Raw genomic sequence first — 18204 nt, 5'->3', positions numbered from 1 at the left:
AAAAACCGGCCGTTGCATAGAATTTTAGGCATGTCTTAAAGCCAAAGATAACGGCCCTCATGCAATCTGCGCATCATTGCAACCGCATATCGTCTCTATTCGGTGAACATGATGAGCACCCAGTCGACCACATCTTCGAGCATTCGACGCCTCCTGCATGATCGCGGCGGCAACTTCGGCATCATGACGGCGATCCTGCTTCCCGTCCTGCTGGGAGGTGCGGGCGTTGCCATCGACATCTCCAACGTCGCGCTGTCGCAGCGCCAGCTCCAGGAATCCTCCGACGCCGCCGCGCTCGCCGCTGCGACGGCCCTCGGCAACGGCACCGCCACCGATAGCGCGAAATCTCTGGCCAAGGATCTGGTATCCGGGCAGATGGCGGAATATTTGAGCGGCAACCCGACGGCGGCAAGCCATATCAAGGATGCCACCAGCGTCGTCGTGACCACGACCTCCAACGGTTCGAACAGCACGACCTACGATGTGAAGGTGAACACGTCCTACGACATGCCGCTTACCGCATTCATGCGGATTCTCGGCTATAACTCGATGACGATCGGCGCTTCGAGTTCGACGAAGAACGTCAAGGGCGCCGGCAGCGAGGAAACGCGGAGCGCGCTGTCGATGATGCTCGCGCTCGATGAGTCGGGATCGATGGCGGACGACACCGAGACGGTCGCGTCGCAGACCTGCATCAGTAAGAAGCGGAACGGCGACTGCAAGCAGTGGCAGACCACCTACGTCTCCAAGATCGCGGCACTGAAGACCGCCGCCGCCGCCCTGTTTGACATGCTCGACAAGGCCGACCCGGAGGCAGGCCTCGTACGCACCGGTGCAGTTTCCTACACGCATCTGGTCAAGGGTCAGACGTCTCCAACCATGAGTTGGGGAACGACAACTGCCCGCAAATACGTAACGGGCATGCCCTCCAGTCCGGCTGGCGGCACCGACGCATCGGGTGCCATGACCATCGCGGATGCTGCCGTGAAAAAGGCCACCGACGGCAAGGATACTGAAACCGTCGAGCACGGCAAGAAGGGTAACAAGAGCGCTGAGCGGTACATCGTGCTGATGACGGATGGGCAGATGACCGGAAACAGCAATCAGTGGAATCAGACGATCGACACAAAGGTCAAGAACCTTTGCCAGACCGCGAAAGGCGACGGAATCAAGATATTCTCCGTTGCCTTTATGGCCCCTGACAAGGGCAAGCAGTTGCTGAGGGACTGCGCCTCCGGCCCGGATAACTACTACGAGCCGAACACGATGGACAACCTCGTCAACGCCTTCAAGCACATTGGGGAAACGGTGGACAAGTCTATTACACGCCTGACGCAGTAGCACCCACCGGCGTCAGTACCCAAGAGCACCCCTAAAACGAAAACCGCCCCGGAACATTCCGGGGCGGTTTTCGTTTTGTGTCTGATCCGGCCAGCAGAGCCGGAAAAGCAATTGAAATCAAGTCTTTTTCCGCCGGCCGGTTCCGACCGAGGCTATTTTTTTGTTTCGCCAAATCCTTTGTTGCAAGTGCTCGGTAACGGTGCATAAACTGACTGCACCTGAATGTGCCAAATCGATTGAATCAGTCGCAACATACTGACACAAAAGCAAAATTGGCGAGATCTTGTTATGAATAATCTGTCGAAGCCCAGTATCCCCGCTCCCGCTCCGCGCAGTTCCCGGCCGGAAATTTTGGCAGAGGAGATCATTGAGCGTCTGACCTATCGTATCGGCAAGGATGCCAAGGTTGCCAAACCTCACGACTGGCTGACGGCAACAATCCTCGTCGTTCGCGACCGCATCATCGACAAGTGGATGGTCTCGACGCGCAAGGCCTACGAGACCGGCGCCAAACGCGTCTATTACCTCTCCCTGGAGTTCCTCATCGGGCGCCTCATGCGTGACGCTGTCTCCAATCTCGGGCTGATGGAAGAGGTGCGTGATGCACTCTCCTCGCTCGGCGTCGATATCAATGTCATCGCCGGCCTCGAGCCGGATGCCGCGCTCGGCAACGGCGGTCTCGGACGCCTTGCTGCCTGTTTCATGGAATCGATGGCAACCGTCGACGTCCCTGCCTATGGCTACGGCATCCGCTACGTGCATGGCCTTTTCCGGCAGCAGATGGCCGATGGCTGGCAGGTCGAGCTTCCGGAAACCTGGCTCGCGCACGGCAATCCCTGGGAGTTCGAGCGGCAGGAAAGCTCGTACGAGATCGGATTCGGCGGCAGCGTCGAATTCGTGGGCGGGCACGACGATACTCCCCGTTCCGTCTGGAAACCTGCCGAGCGCGTCATCGCGACGGCCTTCGACACGCCCGTCGTCGGCTGGCGCGGCAAGCGCGTCAACACGCTCCGGCTCTGGTCGGCCCAGCCGATCGATCCCATCCTGCTCAATGCCTTCAACGCCGGCGACCATATCGGCGCTCTTCGCGAGAGCAACAAGGCCGAAAGCCTGACCCGCGTTCTCTATCCGGCCGATGCCACCCCGGCCGGCCAGGAACTGCGCCTGCGCCAGGAATATTTCTTCTCCTCGGCCTCGCTGCAGGACATTCTGCGTCGCCATTTGCAGCAGTATGACGACTTCACGTCGCTGCCCGACAAGGTCGCAATCCAGCTCAACGACACCCATCCCGCCGTTTCCGTGGCCGAGCTGATGCGGCTCCTCTGCGACCTGCACGGCATGGATTTCGACCAAGCCTGGGAGATCACGCGCAAGACCTTCTCCTATACCAACCACACGCTCCTGCCCGAGGCGCTGGAGAGCTGGCCGGTTCCCCTCTTCGAGAGGCTGCTGCCGCGCCACATGCAGATCGTCTATGCGGTCAACACGAAGATCCTGATGGAGGCCCGCAAGGAGAAGAATTTCTCCGACGCGGAGGTTCGCAGCATCTCGCTTATCGACGAGGCGGGCGACCGCCGGGTTCGCATGGGCAATCTCGCCTTTGTCGGCTCGCACAGCATCAACGGCGTCTCGGCACTGCACACGGAACTGATGAAGGAGACGGTCTTTGCCGATCTTCACAGGCTCTATCCGGACCGGATCAACAACAAGACGAACGGCATCACGCCCCGCCGCTGGCTGATGCAGTGCAATCCGGGTCTTACCAGCCTGATACGCGAGACGATCGGCGACGCTTTCCTGGACGACGCGGAGGCGCTGAAACCGCTCGATGCATACGCGACGGATCCAGCCTTCCAGCAGAAATTCGCCGCGGTGAAGCGGGCCAACAAGGTGCAGCTGTCCAACCTTGTGGCACAGCGCATGGGTGTGAAGCTCGACCCCTCGGCCATGTTCGACATCCAGATCAAGCGCATCCACGAATACAAGCGCCAGCTGTTGAACATCATCGAGGCCGTGGCGCTCTACGACCAGATCCGCTCGCATCCCGAACTCGACTGGGTTCCGCGCGTCAAGCTCTTCGCCGGCAAGGCGGCGCCGAGCTATCACAACGCCAAGCTGATCATCAAGCTCATCAACGATGTCTCGCGCGTGATCAATAACGACCCCTCGGTGCGCGGGCTGCTGAAGGTCGTCTTCGTTCCCAACTACAATGTCTCGCTTGCCGAGGTGATGGTACCTGCGGCCGATCTTTCCGAGCAGATATCCACTGCCGGTATGGAGGCCTCCGGCACGGGCAACATGAAGTTCGCGCTGAACGGCGCGCTCACCATCGGCACGCTCGACGGCGCGAATGTGGAGATGCGCGACTTCGTTGGCCCGGACAACATCGTCATCTTCGGGATGACGGCCGAGGAAGTCGCAAAGGCGCGCAGCGACGGCCATAACCCGCGCGACATCATCGATGGATCCCGCGAGCTTGCGCAGGCTCTGGCCGCGATCTCCTCCGGCGTGTTCTCGCCTGATGACCGAAACCGCTATACCGCCCTGATCGATGGCATCTACTCGCACGACTGGTTCATGGTCGCGGCCGATTTCGATGCCTACGCCCAGGCACAGCGCGACGTGGATGCACTGTGGACCAAGCCGTCCGCCTGGTATTCCAAGACGATCTGCAACACTGCGAGGATGGGCTGGTTCTCCTCGGACAGGACGATACGGCAATATGCCAGTGAAATCTGGAGAGCCGGATGAGGAAGCCGAAACAGGCTGTCGACGGGAGCGATTCAGGGGAGATTTCGGCAGACGAAATTGCAGCGATTCTGGCTGGCTCCCATGCGAATCCCTTTGCGGTCCTAGGAGTGCAAGAGGCGGGAGGCGGCTTTGTCGCTCGCTGCTTCATTCCCGGTGCCGAGGCGGTGACGGCCACGACACTCGACGGAACCGTCGTCGGTGAGTTGGAGTGCCTTGATTCCGAAGGTTTCTTTGCCGGCCCCGTCACGCTCGCCAAGCTGCAGCCGGTCCGCTATCGCGCGCGCCGCGGCGATGTCGAATGGGCGGTGACCGATCCTTACAGCTTCGGGCCGGTGCTCGGTCCGATGGACGATTACTATGCCCGCCAGGGCTCGCATCTGAGACTGTTCGACAAGCTGGGCGCCCACCCGCTCAAGCATGAGGGCGCACAGGGCTTCCATTTCGCCGTCTGGGCGCCCAACGCACAGCGCGTGTCGGTCGTCGGCGACTTCAACAACTGGGACGGACGCCGCCACGCCATGCGCTTCCGTTCGGATTCGGGTATCTGGGAAATCTTCGCCCCGGATGTGCCGCCCGGCGTTACCTACAAGTTCGAGATCCGCGGCCACGACGGCGTGCTGCTCCCGCTCAAGGCCGATCCCTTTGCGCGGCGGAGCGAGCTGCGCCCGAAGACCGCCTCGATGACGGCGCCCGAGCTCGTGCAGAAGTGGGATGACGAGGCCCACCGGCAGTTCTGGTCGGAGACGGACAAGCGCCGCCAGCCGATCTCGATCTATGAGGTGCATGCAGCCTCCTGGCAGCGCCACCACGATGGCACGATGCTGTCCTGGGACGAACTTGCTTCAAGGCTCATCCCCTACTGCGTCGACATGGGCTTCACCCATATCGAATTCCTGCCGATCACCGAGCACCCCTACGATCCCTCATGGGGATACCAGACGACCGGGCTCTACGCTCCGACGGCGCGCTTCGGGGAGCCGGAGGGCTTCGCCCGCTTCGTCAACGGCTGCCACAAGGTCGGCATAGGCGTTATCCTCGACTGGGTCCCGGCGCATTTCCCGACGGACGAACACGGGCTCGGCTGGTTCGACGGCACGGCGCTTTACGAGCACGCCGACCCCCGCAAGGGCTTCCACCCGGACTGGAGCACGGCGATCTACAATTTCGGCCGCACAGAGGTCGCATCCTACCTGGTCAACAACGCGCTCTACTGGGCGGAAAAATTTCATCTCGACGGGCTGCGCGTCGATGCCGTGGCGTCGATGCTCTATCTCGACTACTCGCGCAAGCACGGCGAGTGGATCGCCAACGAATATGGCGGCAACGAAAACCTGGAGGCGGTCCGTTTCCTCCAGACCATGAACATGCGGGTCTACGGCACGCATCCCGGCGTCATGACGATCGCCGAGGAATCGACATCCTGGCCCAAGGTTTCCCAGCCGGTGCACGAAGGCGGCCTCGGCTTCGGGTTCAAGTGGAACATGGGCTTCATGCATGACACGCTGAGCTATCTGAAGCGCGACCCGGTGCATCGCACGCATCACCACAACGAACTCACCTTCGGCCTCATCTACGCCTTTTCGGAGAATTTCGTCCTGCCGCTGTCCCATGACGAAGTGGTGCACGGCAAGGGATCGCTGATCGCAAAGATGGCCGGCGACGACTGGCAGAAATTCGCCAACCTGCGGGCCTATTATGCCTTCATGTGGGGTTATCCCGGCAAGAAACTGCTCTTCATGGGTCAGGAATTCGCCCAGTGGAGCGAGTGGACCGAGGCCGGCTCGCTGGATTGGAACCTGCTGCAATACCGCATGCACGAAGGCATGCAGCGCCTCGTGCGCGATCTCAACTTCACCTACCGCAGCAAGCCGGCGCTTCACGCCCGCGATTGCGAGGGCGACGGTTTCGAATGGCTGATCGTCGACGACCATGAGAATTCGGTCTTCGCCTGGCTGCGCAAGGCGCCCGGCCAGAAGCCGGTTGCGGTGATCTCGAACTTCACGCCGGTCTATCGGGAGAACTATCTGGTTCCCCTGCCTTCGGAGGGTCGCTGGCGCGAGATACTCAACACCGACGCCGACATCTATGGCGGCAGCGGCAAGGGAAATGGCGGCCGCGTGCAGGCGGTCAGCATGGGCGGAAAAATCGCAGCATCCATAACGCTGCCGCCCTTGGCAACCATCATGCTGGAACCGGAGTTCTGATAGTTAGTGGGGAGGAGAAAATGGTAGAAAAGCGTGTTCAGCCGTTAGCGCGTGACGCAATGGCTTATGTTCTCGCCGGCGGCCGGGGAAGCCGTCTGAAGGAACTGACGGACCGGCGCGCCAAACCCGCCGTCTATTTCGGCGGCAAGGCGAGAATTATCGATTTCGCGCTTTCCAATGCGCTGAACTCCGGCATTCGTCGCATCGGCGTGGCGACCCAGTACAAGGCCCACTCGCTGATCCGCCATCTGCAGCGCGGCTGGAACTTCTTCCGGCCGGAGCGCAACGAGAGCTTCGACATCCTGCCGGCCTCCCAGCGCGTTTCCGAGACGCAATGGTACGAGGGCACGGCGGACGCCGTCTACCAGAACATCGACATCATCGAGCCCTATGGTCCGGAATACATGGTCATCCTCGCCGGCGACCACGTCTACAAGATGGATTACGAGTGGATGCTGCAGCAGCACGTCGATTCCGGCGCCGACGTGACCATCGGCTGCCTGGAAGTGCCGCGCATGGAAGCGGTCGGCTTCGGCGTCATGCATGTCAACGAGAAGGACGAGATAATCGCCTTCATCGAGAAGCCTGCCGACCCGCCCGGCATCCCCGGCAACGAAGCCTTCGCCCTCGCCTCGATGGGCATCTATGTCTTCCATACGAAATTCCTCCTCGAGTGCCTGCGGCGCGACGCCGCCGACCCTTCCTCGAGCCGAGACTTCGGAAAGGACATCATCCCCTACATCGTCAAGAACGGTAAGGCTGTCGCCCATCGCTTCGCGCAATCCTGCGTGCGCTCGGATTTCGAGCATGAGCCCTATTGGCGCGACGTCGGAACGATCGACGCATATTGGCAGGCCAATGTGGACCTTACGGCAATCGTTCCGGAGCTCGACATCTACGACAAGTCCTGGCCCATCTGGACCTATGCAGAGCTCTCTCCACCCGCAAAATTCGTCCACGACGACGAGGATCGCCGCGGTTCGGCAACCTCCTCCGTCGTCTCCGGCGACTGCATCATTTCGGGTGCGAGCCTCAACAAGAGCCTGCTGTTTACCGGCGTGCGCGCCAACTCCTACTCACGCCTCGACGGCGCTGTCGTCCTGCCAAGCGTGAAGATCGGCCGCCGCGCCCAGTTGAAGAATGTCGTGATCGACCACGGCGTCACGATTCCCGAGGGCCTTGTCGTCGGCGAAGACCCGGAACTCGACGCCAAGCGCTTCCGTCGTACAGAGAATGGTATTTGCCTGATAACACAAACTATGATCGACAAGCTGGATATTTGAAGCATGAAAGTTCTTTCGGTTTCGTCCGAAGTCTTCCCTTTGATCAAGACGGGGGGCCTTGCCGATGTGGCAGGCGCCCTGCCTCTCGCTCTCAAGCCTTTCGGAATTGAAACCAAGACGCTCATGCCCGGCTATCCGGCCGTCATGAAGGCATTGCGCAACCCGGTCGTGCGCCTCGTCTTCGACGACCTGCTCGGGGAGCCCGCGACCGTTCTGGAAGCGACGCATGAAGGGCTCGAAATCCTCGTCCTCGATGCGCCCGCCTACTACAATCGCACCGGCGGCCCCTATGTCGATGTGCTCGGCAAGGACTATCCGGACAACTGGCAGCGCTTTGCAGCCCTTTCCCTTGCCGGTTCGGAGATTGCAGCGGGCCTCCTGCCCGGCTGGCGGCCGGACATGGTGCATTTGCACGATTGGCAGACGGCCATGGTTTCCGTCTACATGCGGTACTACCCGACACCGGAACTGCCCAGCCTTCTGACGATCCACAACATCGCCTTCCAGGGTCAGTTCGGCGCCGACATTTTTGCCGGTCTGCGATTGCCGCCACACGCCTTGTCCATGGAAGGCATCGAATATTACGGGGACATCGGCTTCCTGAAGGGCGGCTTGCAGACTGCAACGGCGATCTCTACCGTGAGCCCTTCCTACGCCGAGGAAATCCTGACGCCGGAATTCGGCATGGGCCTCGAAGGCGTGATCGGGAGCCGCGTCGGCAACCTCCACGGCATCGTCAACGGCATTGATGCCGATGTCTGGAACCCGCGTACCGATCCTTTCATCGCCCGCAACTACGCGCCTACGACCCTGCGCAACCGGTCGGAGAATCGGAGGGCGCTGGAACAGCATTTCGGCATGCACGAGGATGGCTCCCCGATCTTCTGCGTCATAAGCCGGCTGACATGGCAGAAGGGCATGGACTTGCTTGCCGCGACGGTGGACGAGATCGTCGCGATGGGCGGAAAGCTCGCCATACTCGGATCGGGGGATGCCGCCCTGGAAGGCGCACTCCTGGCCGCCGCCTCGCGCCACCATGGTCGCATCGGCGTTTCGATCGGCTACAACGAGCCCATGTCGCACCTCATGCAGGCGGGCAGCGACGCCATCCTCATCCCGTCGCGCTTCGAGCCCTGCGGCTTGACGCAGCTCTATGGTCTCAGATACGGATGCGTCCCGATCGTGGCCCGCACCGGCGGGCTGAACGATACCGTCATCGACGCCAACCACGCGGCACTGGCGGCGCAGGTGGCGACAGGTGTACAATTCGGGCCCGTCAGCGCGGAGGGTCTTCTCCAGGCCGTACGTCGCGCCATGAGGTTTTATGAGGATCAAAAGCTCTGGACCCAATTGCAAAAGCAGGGCATGAAATCCGACGTATCCTGGGAAAAGAGCGCTGAACGCTACGCCGCACTCTATTCAAGCCTCGTTTCGAAAGGCATGTGATCTAATGATTGACCTAACGATTAAGACGGTTGCAACCAAACCCTATCCGGATCAGAAGCCCGGCACTTCGGGGCTGAGAAAGAAGGTTCCCGTTTTCCAGCAGCCGAACTACGCCGAGAACTTCATCCAGTCGATCTTCGATTCGCTGGAAGGCTATCACGGCAAGTGCCTGGTGATCGGCGGCGACGGGCGCTACTACAACCGCGAAGTCATCCAGAAGGCCATCAAGATGGCGGCTGCGAACGGCTTCGGCAAGGTGATGGTCGGCAAGGGCGGAATTCTCTCGACCCCGGCCGCCTCCCACATCATCCGGAAATACAAGGCCTTCGGCGGCATCATCCTCTCCGCCAGCCATAATCCGGGCGGTCTGACCGAAGATTTCGGCATCAAGTACAACGTCAACAATGGCGGACCAGCGCCTGAGAAGATCACGGATGCGATCTTCGCCAGATCCAAGGTCATTGACAGCTACAAGATCGCCGAGTTCCCGGACGTCAATCTTGATCGCATCGGCAAGGAAGAGCTTCCCGGCGGCATGATCCTCTCGGTCATCGACTCGGTCGAGGACTATGCCGCGATGATGGAGGAGCTTTTCGATTTCGGCGCAATCCGCAATCTGATCAGCCTGGGCTTCCGGATCGCTTTCGACGCGATGAGCGCCGTCACGGGCCCTTACGCCAAGGAGATCTTCGAGAACCGTCTCGGCGCCCCCTCCGGCTCCGTCCGCAATTTCATGCCGCTGCCGGATTTCGGCGGCCACCATCCGGACCCCAACCTCGTCTATTGCAAGGAGCTCTATGACGAGATGATGGGTGATGACGCGCCAGACTTCGGCGCAGCTTCCGATGGCGATGGCGACCGCAACCTCATCATCGGCCGCGGCATCTTCGTCACCCCGTCCGACAGCCTTGCGATCCTCGCCGCCAACGCGAACCTCGCTCCCGGCTATTCCGGTGGCCTCGTGGGTATCGCCCGCTCCATGCCGACGAGCGGCGCCGCCGACCGCGTCGCTGAAAAGCGCGGCATCGGCATGTATGAGACGCCGACCGGCTGGAAGTTCTTCGGCAACCTTCTCGATGCCGGTCTTGCGACGATCTGCGGCGAGGAAAGTGCCGGCACCGGCTCCAACCACGTGCGCGAGAAGGATGGCCTCTGGGCCGTGCTCCTGTGGCTGAACATTCTCGCCGTGCGCGGCGAAAGCGTGCAGGACGTCGTGACCCAGCACTGGCAGACCTATGGCCGGAACTACTATTCACGCCACGACTATGAGGGCGTCGACTCGGATGCCGCCAACGGCCTCATCAGCGCGCTCCGCGAAAAGCTTCCCACCCTTCCGGGCGAGACATTCGGCGACCTGACCGTCTCGGCCGCCGACGATTTCGCCTATCACGACCCGGTCGACAAGTCGGTGAGCAAGAACCAGGGCATCCGTGTCCTCTTCGAGGGCGGTTCCCGCGTGGTCTTCCGCCTCTCCGGCACAGGCACGTCCGGGGCGACACTGCGTGTCTATATCGAGCGCTACGAGCCCGACTCGACGCGGCACAATCTCGACACGCAGGAGGCACTTGCCGACCTGATCGCCGCGGCGGAGAAGATTGCCGACATCCGTGCGCGAACGGGACGCGACGCTCCGACCGTCATCACCTGACCCTGGAGATCGCATGGAGGATCTCCTGTTGCGTCAGGGCGGTGTCGTCGTCTCCGAAACCGGCGTCGACTTTGCCGTGTGGTCCGTCCATGCCTCTCGGATCGAGCTGTGCCTCTATGACGAAAATGGCGAAAAGGAGCTTTGCCGCCTTCCCATGATCCGGGGAGACGGCAACGTCCACCGCCTCTTCGTCGACGGGCTGCAGGAAGGCACCCGCTACGGCTATCGCGCCGACGGCGTCCACGCTCCCGACGAGGGATTGTGGTTCGATCCGGCCAAGCTGCTGGTCGATCCTTACGCGACCGAACTCGATCGGCCGTTTCGCTACGACCCGCGCCTCGGCGTCCACGGCGAGGAAACGGCGGACCTCGTGCCGAAGGCCATTGTCCGGCGAGACGTGGCAACTCGATCCGCAGGCAAGCCCTTCAGACCGGGCGGGCTTGTCTACGAGATCGCCGTCAAGCCATTTACAATTCTTCATCCGGACATCCCGACCGGACTGCGCGGCACTGTCGCAGCGCTTGCCCACCCCTCCGTCATCGCACACCTGAAGCAGATCGGCGTCGATGCCGTCGAGCTGATGCCGATCACCGCCTGGATAGACGAACGGCATCTTCCCCCGCTCGGACTTTCAAATGGCTGGGGGTACAATCCGATCGCCTTCATGGCGCTTGATCCTCGGCTCGCGCCGGGCGGCATGGCCGAACTGCGCGACACCGTCTCGGCGCTGCATGCAGCCGGCATTTCCGTCATACTCGACCTCGTGTTCAACCATACGGGCGAGAGCGACCGTTTCGGCGCCACCCTCTCCTTCCGCGGCCTCGACAATCTGTCCTTCTACCGCCACGAGGCCGGCCGCCCGGGCGTGCTGGTCAACGACACCGGCACAGGCAACACGGTCGATTGCGATCACCCGTATATCCGCCACCTGATCCTCGACAGCCTGCGTCATTTCGTGCTGCACGCGGGCGTCGACGGCTTCCGTTTCGACCTGGCGACGGTGATTGGCCGCACGGCAAATGGCTTCACGACTGAAAACGCGACGCTGCAGGCCATGCTCGCCGATGACGTGCTTGCCGGCCGCAGCATGATCGCCGAGCCCTGGGACATCGGCCCGGGCGGCTATCAGCTCGGTAATTTCCCGCCGCCCTTTCTGGAGTGGAACGATCGCGCGCGCGACGATACGCGACTTTACTGGCGCGGCGACGGCGGCAAGACAGGGGCGCTCGCGACAGTGCTGGCCGGCTCCTCGGAGATTTTTTCGAGAAACGGAGCCCAAGGGACGCGCAGCGTCAATTTCCTCGCCGCCCATGACGGCTTCACGCTGATGGACCTCGTATCCTACGCCGGCAAACACAACGAGGCGAACGGCGAGGGAAATCGCGACGGTCACAATGAGAACTTCTCCTGGAACAACGGGATCGAGGGACCGACGAACGACGCAGTGATCATCGAGAGCCGACGTCGCGACGTGAGGGCGCTGCTTTCCACCCTCTTTGCCTCGCGTGGCACCATCATGCTCACGGCCGGCGACGAGGGCGGACACTCCCAGCGCGGCAACAACAATGCCTATTGCCAGGACAACGAGATTACCTGGCTCGATTGGAAGACGCTTGACGACGAGCTGGTCCGGCACACGGCTCTCCTCGCGACCCTGCGCCGGAGATTCTCCATTTTCAACGAGATGCGCTTCTTCGCCGGCAACGGCGATGTCGAGTGGCTTTCGGTCGATGGCGCACCGATGACCGTCGAGAAGTGGGAGACCCCCTCGCTGTCCACACTCGCTATGGTTCTCGCAACCACAGACCTCGATACAGGACGGCCGGCACGCCTAGCCGTGCTCTTCAACCGTTCCGCGAACAGAGCGACTTTCCTGCTGCCGACACAGCCCGGACGCACCTGGTCGCTTCTCGGTGAAGAGGACGGCCATTTCGAAGGCGCCGAGATCGCCGTCCACGGCCGCTCGGTTCGCTTTATAATGGAAAATTAATCTTTCATTTCAAAGCGGTGCGTTTCCTTGTCGCATTCGTCATAAAGGGCGTGTAAGCCGGTGCTGGCTTGGCGTATCTAGGGGGTATTATGGTCAGCGAGATTTCGCTATCCGACATAAAGGGCCTTGTGGGACAGGAACTCGGCCTGTCCGACTGGATCGTCGTCGATCAGAAAATGATCAATGCATTCGCGGACGCAACCGACGATCATCAGTTCATCCACGTGGACCCCGAACGCGCCAAGGCCGAGTCGACCTTTGGTGGCACGATCGCGCACGGCTTCCTGACGATCTCACTTCTCTCGGCCATGAACTACAACTGCCTGCCGCATATTCGCGAGCAGACGATGGGCCTGAACTACGGCTTCGACAAGATCCGCTTCATGGCGCCGGTCAAATCGGGCGCACGGGTCCGCGGCCATTTCACATTGTCCGAAGCGCGCTTTCGCGGCGCGGGAATGCTGATGACAACCTATGACGTGTGGATCGAGATCGAAGGCGAGAAGAAACCCGCACTGACGGCCACCTGGCTTACCATCATCCAGTTCGATCCTAAGGATCGCCCGGAGGATGCATAGGCCATGACGGCGGAAAGCGAGATCCGCCGGTCCTTCGGCGGTCAGGCAAAATCCTGCGATAGTCTCGGCTCGCCTTTCACCGCGCGGCTCTGCCGCCTTGCCGCCTCACACCTCGACCGCTCCACGGCGGTTGGCGAACATATCCTGAATTGGCCGGGCGAGCCTTCCGCGAATGGAGATGCGCTGGCCCTGCGACTCGCTGGAGCCCTGCACGCGCTCGTCCTTGCAGGCCACGACGAGAGGCTTGCGGCAGTCTATCCGCCCCATGAGAGTTCGGATGAAGATCTGTGGGCGGCGGTGTCGAGCGCATTCGAAAGCCACGAGGCCTTGATCCTCGAACGCCTGTCCTCGGCACCGCAGACCAACGAGGTTCGCCGCAGTGGCATCCTGCTGCCGGGCTTCCTGACGCTGTCGCAGTTGCTAGGTAAGCCGCTTGTCCTGTCGGAGATCGGCTCCAGTGCCGGTCTCAATCTGCAATGGGATCGCTATGGCTACGATCTCGGCGGTCTTGCATGGGGAGATGCATCCTCCGGCGTCCTCATCGCGCCGCAATGGGAGGGCGCACCTCCACCGGCCGCTGATATCCGGATTGAAGAACGCCGCGGCTGCGATCTCAATCCACTCGACGCTTCTTCACCTGCAGATCGCCTTCGCCTGCTTTCCTACATATGGGCAGATCAGACCGACCGGATCGAACGCACGCGAGCAGCGCTTTCACTCGCTGCCGCCAACCCTCCGCCTGTCACACGGGCCGATGCGGTGGGATGGCTCGCCGCGAGACTTGAAAGTAGCTATCCCGGTGCAATCCACGTGATCTACCATTCCATCGTCTGGCAATATCTGCCGGTGGACGCCCGCGCGGAAGGCGAGAGGCTCATCTCGGAGGCCGGAGCAAGGGCTACAAGCGAAGCACCGCTGGCCCATCTACAGATGGAGGCAGACGACAGGCGAGACGGTGCATCCGTCACGCTGCAGGTCTGGCCCGGCGGTGAGAGCCGAGAGCTGGGACGAGCGGACTTTCACGGCCGCTGGATCAAATGGGCGGGCTGGGCCTCGGGATAACTCGCGCCGCAAAGCCCGCGAAACGCTCAGTTCGCTGCATCCTCAGCCGCCTCGGCCAGCAGGCCGAAAGCGTAGTCCGAGAAGGACCGCCAGCACTCCACACGGAACGTCTCGTCCTCGATGCGGACTAGGACCACCTCCACCTTTCCGAAGATCGTGCGCGAGCAGGCGCCGACGGGGAACGTCTCGAGCGAGAGGTCCTGCGGGCAGCCGCTTGCGAGCGTGGCTTCCGCACCTTCGCCTGAAACGATGATGGCGGTGTTTCGATGCGAAACCTCGACTGCCGAATGAAGTGCAGCCGATTGCCCGGCCGCCGCCACGAGGTCGGAGCCACCCTCGTCGATGACGAGCCATTCGTCCGGGCCGAGCCACAGCGCAAGGCGCCCGTCCCGGCGTGTCGAGGTCTTTGGCTTCGTCGGCAGGTCGAGACCGAGAGCCGTCGAAAGGGCCGCGACAGACCCCGCAGGCGCGCGCAGCGAAATGCGGCTTGCGGGCGCGACCGGCGTCAGGCGAACGGTAGCCGAGCCACCATGACGGCCGGCGAGCGGCGGCTTGCGGATTGCCTGGTCAGCCATTGATGCGGCCCCCTTCCTTGTCAAAGAACACCATGTCCGTAACCTCGACGGCGATCGTCCTGTCCGGCATCGGCACGTAGAGCGTTTGTCCGACCCGCTCGCGGCCGCCGGCGACCAGCGCGAAGGCGATCGAGCGGCCCAGATTTTCCGACCAGTAGGCGGAGGTGACATGGCCGAGCATCGTCATTGGCTTCGGCTGGTTCGGATTGGCGACGATCTGCGCCCCCTCTTCGAGAACCAGCTTCGGATCCTTGGTCACGAGGCCCACGAGCTGCTTGCGCCCCTCCTTGACGAGGTCGGGACGCTTCAGGCCGCGAATGCCGACGAAATCCGTCTTCTTCTTGGAGACAGCCCAGGAAAGGCCCGCATCGTCAGGCGTCACCGTGCCGTCGGTATCCTGGCCAACGATGATGTAGCCCTTTTCGGCGCGCAATATATGCATGGTCTCGGTGCCGTAGGCGCAGGCACCCAGCGCTTCGGCACGTGCCCAGACAGCTTCCCACACCGCCTGGCCGTAGTCCGCCGGCACGTTGATTTCATAGCCGAGCTCGCCGGTGAACGAGACGCGGAAGAGCCGCGTCGGCACGCCGCAGACATGGCCCTCGGCCACGCTCATGTGCGGGAAGGCCTCGTTGGAAAGATCGATGCCCTCCACAAGCGGCGCGATGATCTCACGCGCCTTCGGTCCCTGCACGGCGATGACGGCCCACTGCTCGGTGGTCGATGTCAGCCACACCTTGAGATGTGGGAACTCGGTCTGCAGGTAGTCTTCCATGTGGTTGAGGACGCGTGGTGCACCGCCGGTCGTCGTCGTCACATGGAAACGGTCATCCGACAGGCGCCCGACGACGCCGTCGTCATAAACGAAGCCGTCCTCGCGCAGCATGATGCCGTAGCGGCAACGACCGGGCTTCAGTGTGTCCCAAGCGTTGGTATACATCAGGTTCATGAATTCGGCCGCGTCCGGCCCCACGACCTCGATCTTGCCGAGCGTGGAGGCATCGAAGACGCCAGCACTCTCGCGCACCGTCCGGCACTCGCGATTGACAGCCTGGTGCATCGTCTCGCCCGCCCGGGAGTAGAACCAGGCGCGCTTCCAGTTGCCGACATCCTCGAAGAGGGCGCCATGGGCCTCCTCCCAGGCGTGGATCGGCGTCTTGCGGGCCGGGTCGAAGAGATCGCCGCGCGAATGGGAAATCAGCGTGCCGTAGGTGACAGGCGTATAGGGCGCCCGGAAGGTGGTGAGGCCCACCTGCGGGATGTCGCGACCCAGCATCTCGGCAGCGATCGCCAGGCCGTGCATGTTGGAAAGCTTGCCCTGGTCAGAGGCCATGCCATTGGTCGTGAAGCGCTTGATGTGCTCGATCGAGTGCATACCCTCGCGCACCGCCAGACGAATGTCCTTGGCACAGACGTCGTGCTGGAAATCGATGAAGGCCTTGGCATTCGTGTCGGGGCCGGCACCATCGGCCGCACCGATCATGCCACCGCTCCATTCGAAAGCCTGTTCGGCGGAAAGCGCGATCTTCTGCGTGGAAGACTTGCCAGCAGCCTGCGCCGTCAGTTCGCCGGCTGCGAGCGACTCCTCGATCGCCTGCTGCAGCCCATCTGTGCCGTTGCAGGCGCCCACGGAAAGGCATTCCTGCACATAGGTGCCGGGCAGGAAGCGCTGGCCTTCCTCGTCGAACTTCACCTTGCCGCGCGACTGTGAGAAGAGATGCACCGACGGCGTCCAGCCGGCCGAAACCAGTATCGCATCGACCTGCATCTTCCGCGGATTGGCGCCGCCGTTGCGCGCGACTGTCATCGAGGAGACCCGGAGCTTGCCCGCCGTGCCGACGACGGAATGACCGGCCAGCACGTCGATGCCGAGCGCGCGTGCCTCGGAAACAACCGCCTCGCCGGGCTTGCTGCGGCAATCGACGATCGCCACGATCGAGATGCCCGCCCGCTTCAGGTCGAACGCAGCCTCATAGGCGGAGTCATGCGCCGTGTAGACGCCGACCTTGGCGCCTACAGCCACGCCATAATGGTTGAGATACATGCGGCCAGCCGAAGCAAGCATGATGCCCGGACGATCGTTGTTCGGAAACACCATATGGCGCTCGATCGCACCGGTCGCGAGGATCACGCGCTTGGCGCGGACCTGCCACAGCCTTTCGCGCGGCAGGCTGCGGCCCGGCCTTGCCACATGGTCGGTAACGCGCTCGGCGAGACCGACGAAATTGTGGTTGTAGTAGCCAAAGGCCGTCGTGCGCGTCAGCACTTCGACATTCTCCATGGCGGCGAGCCGGGCAGCAACCTGCTCCGCCCATTCATGGCCGTCGACGCCGTCGATCCTGACGCTTGAATCGAAGCGAAGCGCACCACCCACCTCGGTCTGCTCGTCACAAAGGATGACCTTTGCGCCTGCTTCCGCCGCGGCAAGCGCCGCCGAGAGCCCAGCAACGCCGGCGCCCACCACCAGCACGTCGCAATGGGCAAACCGGCTGGCATAGTGATCCGGATCGGCCTCCTTCGGGGCCACGCCAAGGCCCGCCGCACGGCGGATAAACGGTTCGTAGACGTGCTTCCACGCGGCACGCGGCCACATGAAGGTCTTGTAGTAGAAGCCGGCCGCAAAGAACGGCGAGAACAGGTTGTTCACGGCGCCGACATCGAAGGCGAGCGACGGCCAGCGGTTCTGCGACTGCACGATCATGCCGTCGAAGACTTCCTGCACCGTGGCGCGCACGTTCGGCTGGCGGCGAGCCGCATCGCGGGAAACGTCGAGCAGCGCGTTCGGCTCTTCGGCACCCGCTGAAAGAATGCCTCGCGGACGATGATACTTGAACGAGCGGCCGACGAGGTGGATGCCATTGGCAAGCAATGCGGAAGCTACGGTGTCGCCCTCGAGCGCCGTGTAGCTCTTGCCGTCGAAAGTGAAGCGCGCGGTCCTGGCGGGCGTCAGGCGCCCCTTGCCGGCGATACGGTTGGCGCCGCTCATCGTGCGTCCCCTTCCGTCGCTTCATAGGTCTCGACGGTGGCGCTCGTTGCCGGTGTGGGGTGCAGGTCGGGCTTCGGCTCGCCGGCCTTGTAGGTCATCAGGAACTTGTCGCTCACCGTGTCGCGGGCTGCGTTGAAGAAGCGGCCACAGCCATGCATGTGGCGCCAGCGCTCGAAGATCAGCCCCTTCGGGTTGTCGCGCAGGAAGAAAAATTCCTCGAACTCCTCGTCGGAGATCGCCGCAATGTTGGCGGGGCGGACGATATGGGCGTCACCGGCGTTGCGGAATTCGAGTTCCGAACGCTCTTCCTGACAGTAAGGGCAGTAGATAAGAAGCATGA

12 protein-coding genes are annotated in these 18204 nt (G+C 62.3%); 9 read left to right on the top strand and 3 right to left on the bottom strand.

What is annotated here, in order from left to right; genetic code table 11:
• Nucleotides 1-111: 111 nt before the first annotated feature.
• The 9 genes from EV286_RS21760 (at nt 112) to EV286_RS21720 (ending at nt 14303) form a co-directional block, all read left to right on the top strand.
• On the top strand, nt 112-1341 hold the full coding sequence (locus EV286_RS21760; protein WP_132959253.1) for a pilus assembly protein: 1230 nt from the start codon (nt 112-114) through the stop codon (nt 1339-1341).
• A 288-nt stretch (nt 1342-1629) separates the two neighbouring features.
• Nucleotides 1630-4092, top strand: coding sequence for a glycogen/starch/alpha-glucan phosphorylase (locus EV286_RS21755; RefSeq protein ID WP_132959252.1), 2463 nt, complete (start codon nt 1630-1632; stop codon nt 4090-4092).
• A complete protein-coding gene (glgB, locus tag EV286_RS21750; RefSeq protein ID WP_132959251.1) occupies nt 4089-6296 on the top strand; it encodes a 1,4-alpha-glucan branching protein GlgB in 2208 nt (735 codons plus the stop codon). The genes EV286_RS21755 and glgB overlap by 4 nt, the downstream gene beginning before the upstream one ends.
• A gap of 20 nt (nt 6297-6316) precedes the next feature.
• Entirely contained in the window at nt 6317-7579 is a 1263-nt protein-coding gene (glgC, locus tag EV286_RS21745; protein WP_132959250.1) for a glucose-1-phosphate adenylyltransferase, read from the top strand.
• Between the two features lie 3 nt (nt 7580-7582).
• Complete coding sequence (gene glgA / locus EV286_RS21740; RefSeq protein ID WP_132959249.1) at nt 7583-9025, top strand: glycogen synthase GlgA; 1443 nt, start codon at nt 7583-7585, stop codon at nt 9023-9025.
• 4 nt (nt 9026-9029) lie between these two features.
• Nucleotides 9030-10673 carry an alpha-D-glucose phosphate-specific phosphoglucomutase gene (locus EV286_RS21735; RefSeq protein WP_132959248.1) on the top strand — a complete coding sequence of 548 codons (1644 nt, stop codon included), beginning with the start codon at nt 9030-9032 and terminating at the stop codon, nt 10671-10673.
• A gap of 13 nt (nt 10674-10686) precedes the next feature.
• Complete coding sequence (gene glgX / locus EV286_RS21730) at nt 10687-12663, top strand: glycogen debranching protein GlgX (RefSeq protein ID WP_132959247.1); 1977 nt, start codon at nt 10687-10689, stop codon at nt 12661-12663.
• Nucleotides 12664-12752: 89 nt separating this feature from the next.
• Nucleotides 12753-13241: a MaoC family dehydratase gene (locus tag EV286_RS21725; protein WP_132959246.1), complete on the top strand. Its 489-nt coding sequence runs from the start codon at nt 12753-12755 to the stop codon at nt 13239-13241.
• A gap of 3 nt (nt 13242-13244) precedes the next feature.
• Nucleotides 13245-14303 (top strand): DUF2332 family protein, encoded by a 1059-nt coding sequence (locus EV286_RS21720; RefSeq protein WP_132959245.1) that lies wholly within the window; start codon nt 13245-13247, stop codon nt 14301-14303.
• 26 nt (nt 14304-14329) lie between these two features.
• Here EV286_RS21720 and EV286_RS21715 read toward each other — a convergent pair whose 3' ends face one another.
• Genes EV286_RS21715 through EV286_RS21705 form a run of 3 tightly spaced genes read right to left on the bottom strand, consistent with a single transcriptional unit; the run spans nt 14330 to nt 18202 of the window.
• Complete coding sequence (locus EV286_RS21715) at nt 14330-14878, bottom strand: sarcosine oxidase subunit gamma (RefSeq protein WP_132959244.1); 549 nt, start codon at nt 14876-14878, stop codon at nt 14330-14332.
• Nucleotides 14871-17864, bottom strand: a complete 2994-nt coding sequence (locus EV286_RS21710; protein WP_132959243.1) for a sarcosine oxidase subunit alpha — start codon at nt 17862-17864, stop codon at nt 14871-14873. The genes EV286_RS21715 and EV286_RS21710 overlap by 8 nt, the downstream gene beginning before the upstream one ends.
• On the bottom strand, nt 17861-18202 hold the full coding sequence (locus EV286_RS21705; protein ID WP_132959242.1) for a sarcosine oxidase subunit delta: 342 nt from the start codon (nt 18200-18202) through the stop codon (nt 17861-17863). Before EV286_RS21705 ends, EV286_RS21710 begins: the two co-directional genes overlap by 4 nt.
• Nucleotides 18203-18204 lie beyond the last annotated feature (2 nt).

Origin of the sequence: Rhizobium sp. BK251, assembly GCF_004345245.1 — a bacterium.
In the GTDB taxonomy this organism is placed as follows: Bacteria; Pseudomonadota; Alphaproteobacteria; order Rhizobiales; family Rhizobiaceae; genus Rhizobium.
The sequence above is the reverse complement of the archived record's forward strand: the minus strand, read 5'-3'. Positions and strand labels throughout refer to the sequence as shown.

Coding starts and splice junctions, on each gene's coding strand:
- EV286_RS21720 (WP_132959245.1), top strand. CDS start 13,245: ATGACGGCGGAAAGCGAGATCCGCCGGTCCTTCGGCGGTCAGGCAAAA.
- EV286_RS21710 (WP_132959243.1), bottom strand. CDS start 17,864: ATGAGCGGCGCCAACCGTATCGCCGGCAAGGGGCGCCTGACGCCCGCC.
- EV286_RS21705 (WP_132959242.1), bottom strand. CDS start 18,202: ATGCTTCTTATCTACTGCCCTTACTGTCAGGAAGAGCGTTCGGAACTC.
- glgX (WP_132959247.1), top strand. CDS start 10,687: ATGGAGGATCTCCTGTTGCGTCAGGGCGGTGTCGTCGTCTCCGAAACC.
- glgC (WP_132959250.1), top strand. CDS start 6,317: ATGGTAGAAAAGCGTGTTCAGCCGTTAGCGCGTGACGCAATGGCTTAT.
- EV286_RS21735 (WP_132959248.1), top strand. CDS start 9,030: ATGATTGACCTAACGATTAAGACGGTTGCAACCAAACCCTATCCGGAT.
- glgB (WP_132959251.1), top strand. CDS start 4,089: ATGAGGAAGCCGAAACAGGCTGTCGACGGGAGCGATTCAGGGGAGATT.
- EV286_RS21755 (WP_132959252.1), top strand. CDS start 1,630: ATGAATAATCTGTCGAAGCCCAGTATCCCCGCTCCCGCTCCGCGCAGT.
- EV286_RS21725 (WP_132959246.1), top strand. CDS start 12,753: ATGGTCAGCGAGATTTCGCTATCCGACATAAAGGGCCTTGTGGGACAG.
- glgA (WP_132959249.1), top strand. CDS start 7,583: ATGAAAGTTCTTTCGGTTTCGTCCGAAGTCTTCCCTTTGATCAAGACG.
- EV286_RS21715 (WP_132959244.1), bottom strand. CDS start 14,878: ATGGCTGACCAGGCAATCCGCAAGCCGCCGCTCGCCGGCCGTCATGGT.
- EV286_RS21760 (WP_132959253.1), top strand. CDS start 112: ATGAGCACCCAGTCGACCACATCTTCGAGCATTCGACGCCTCCTGCAT.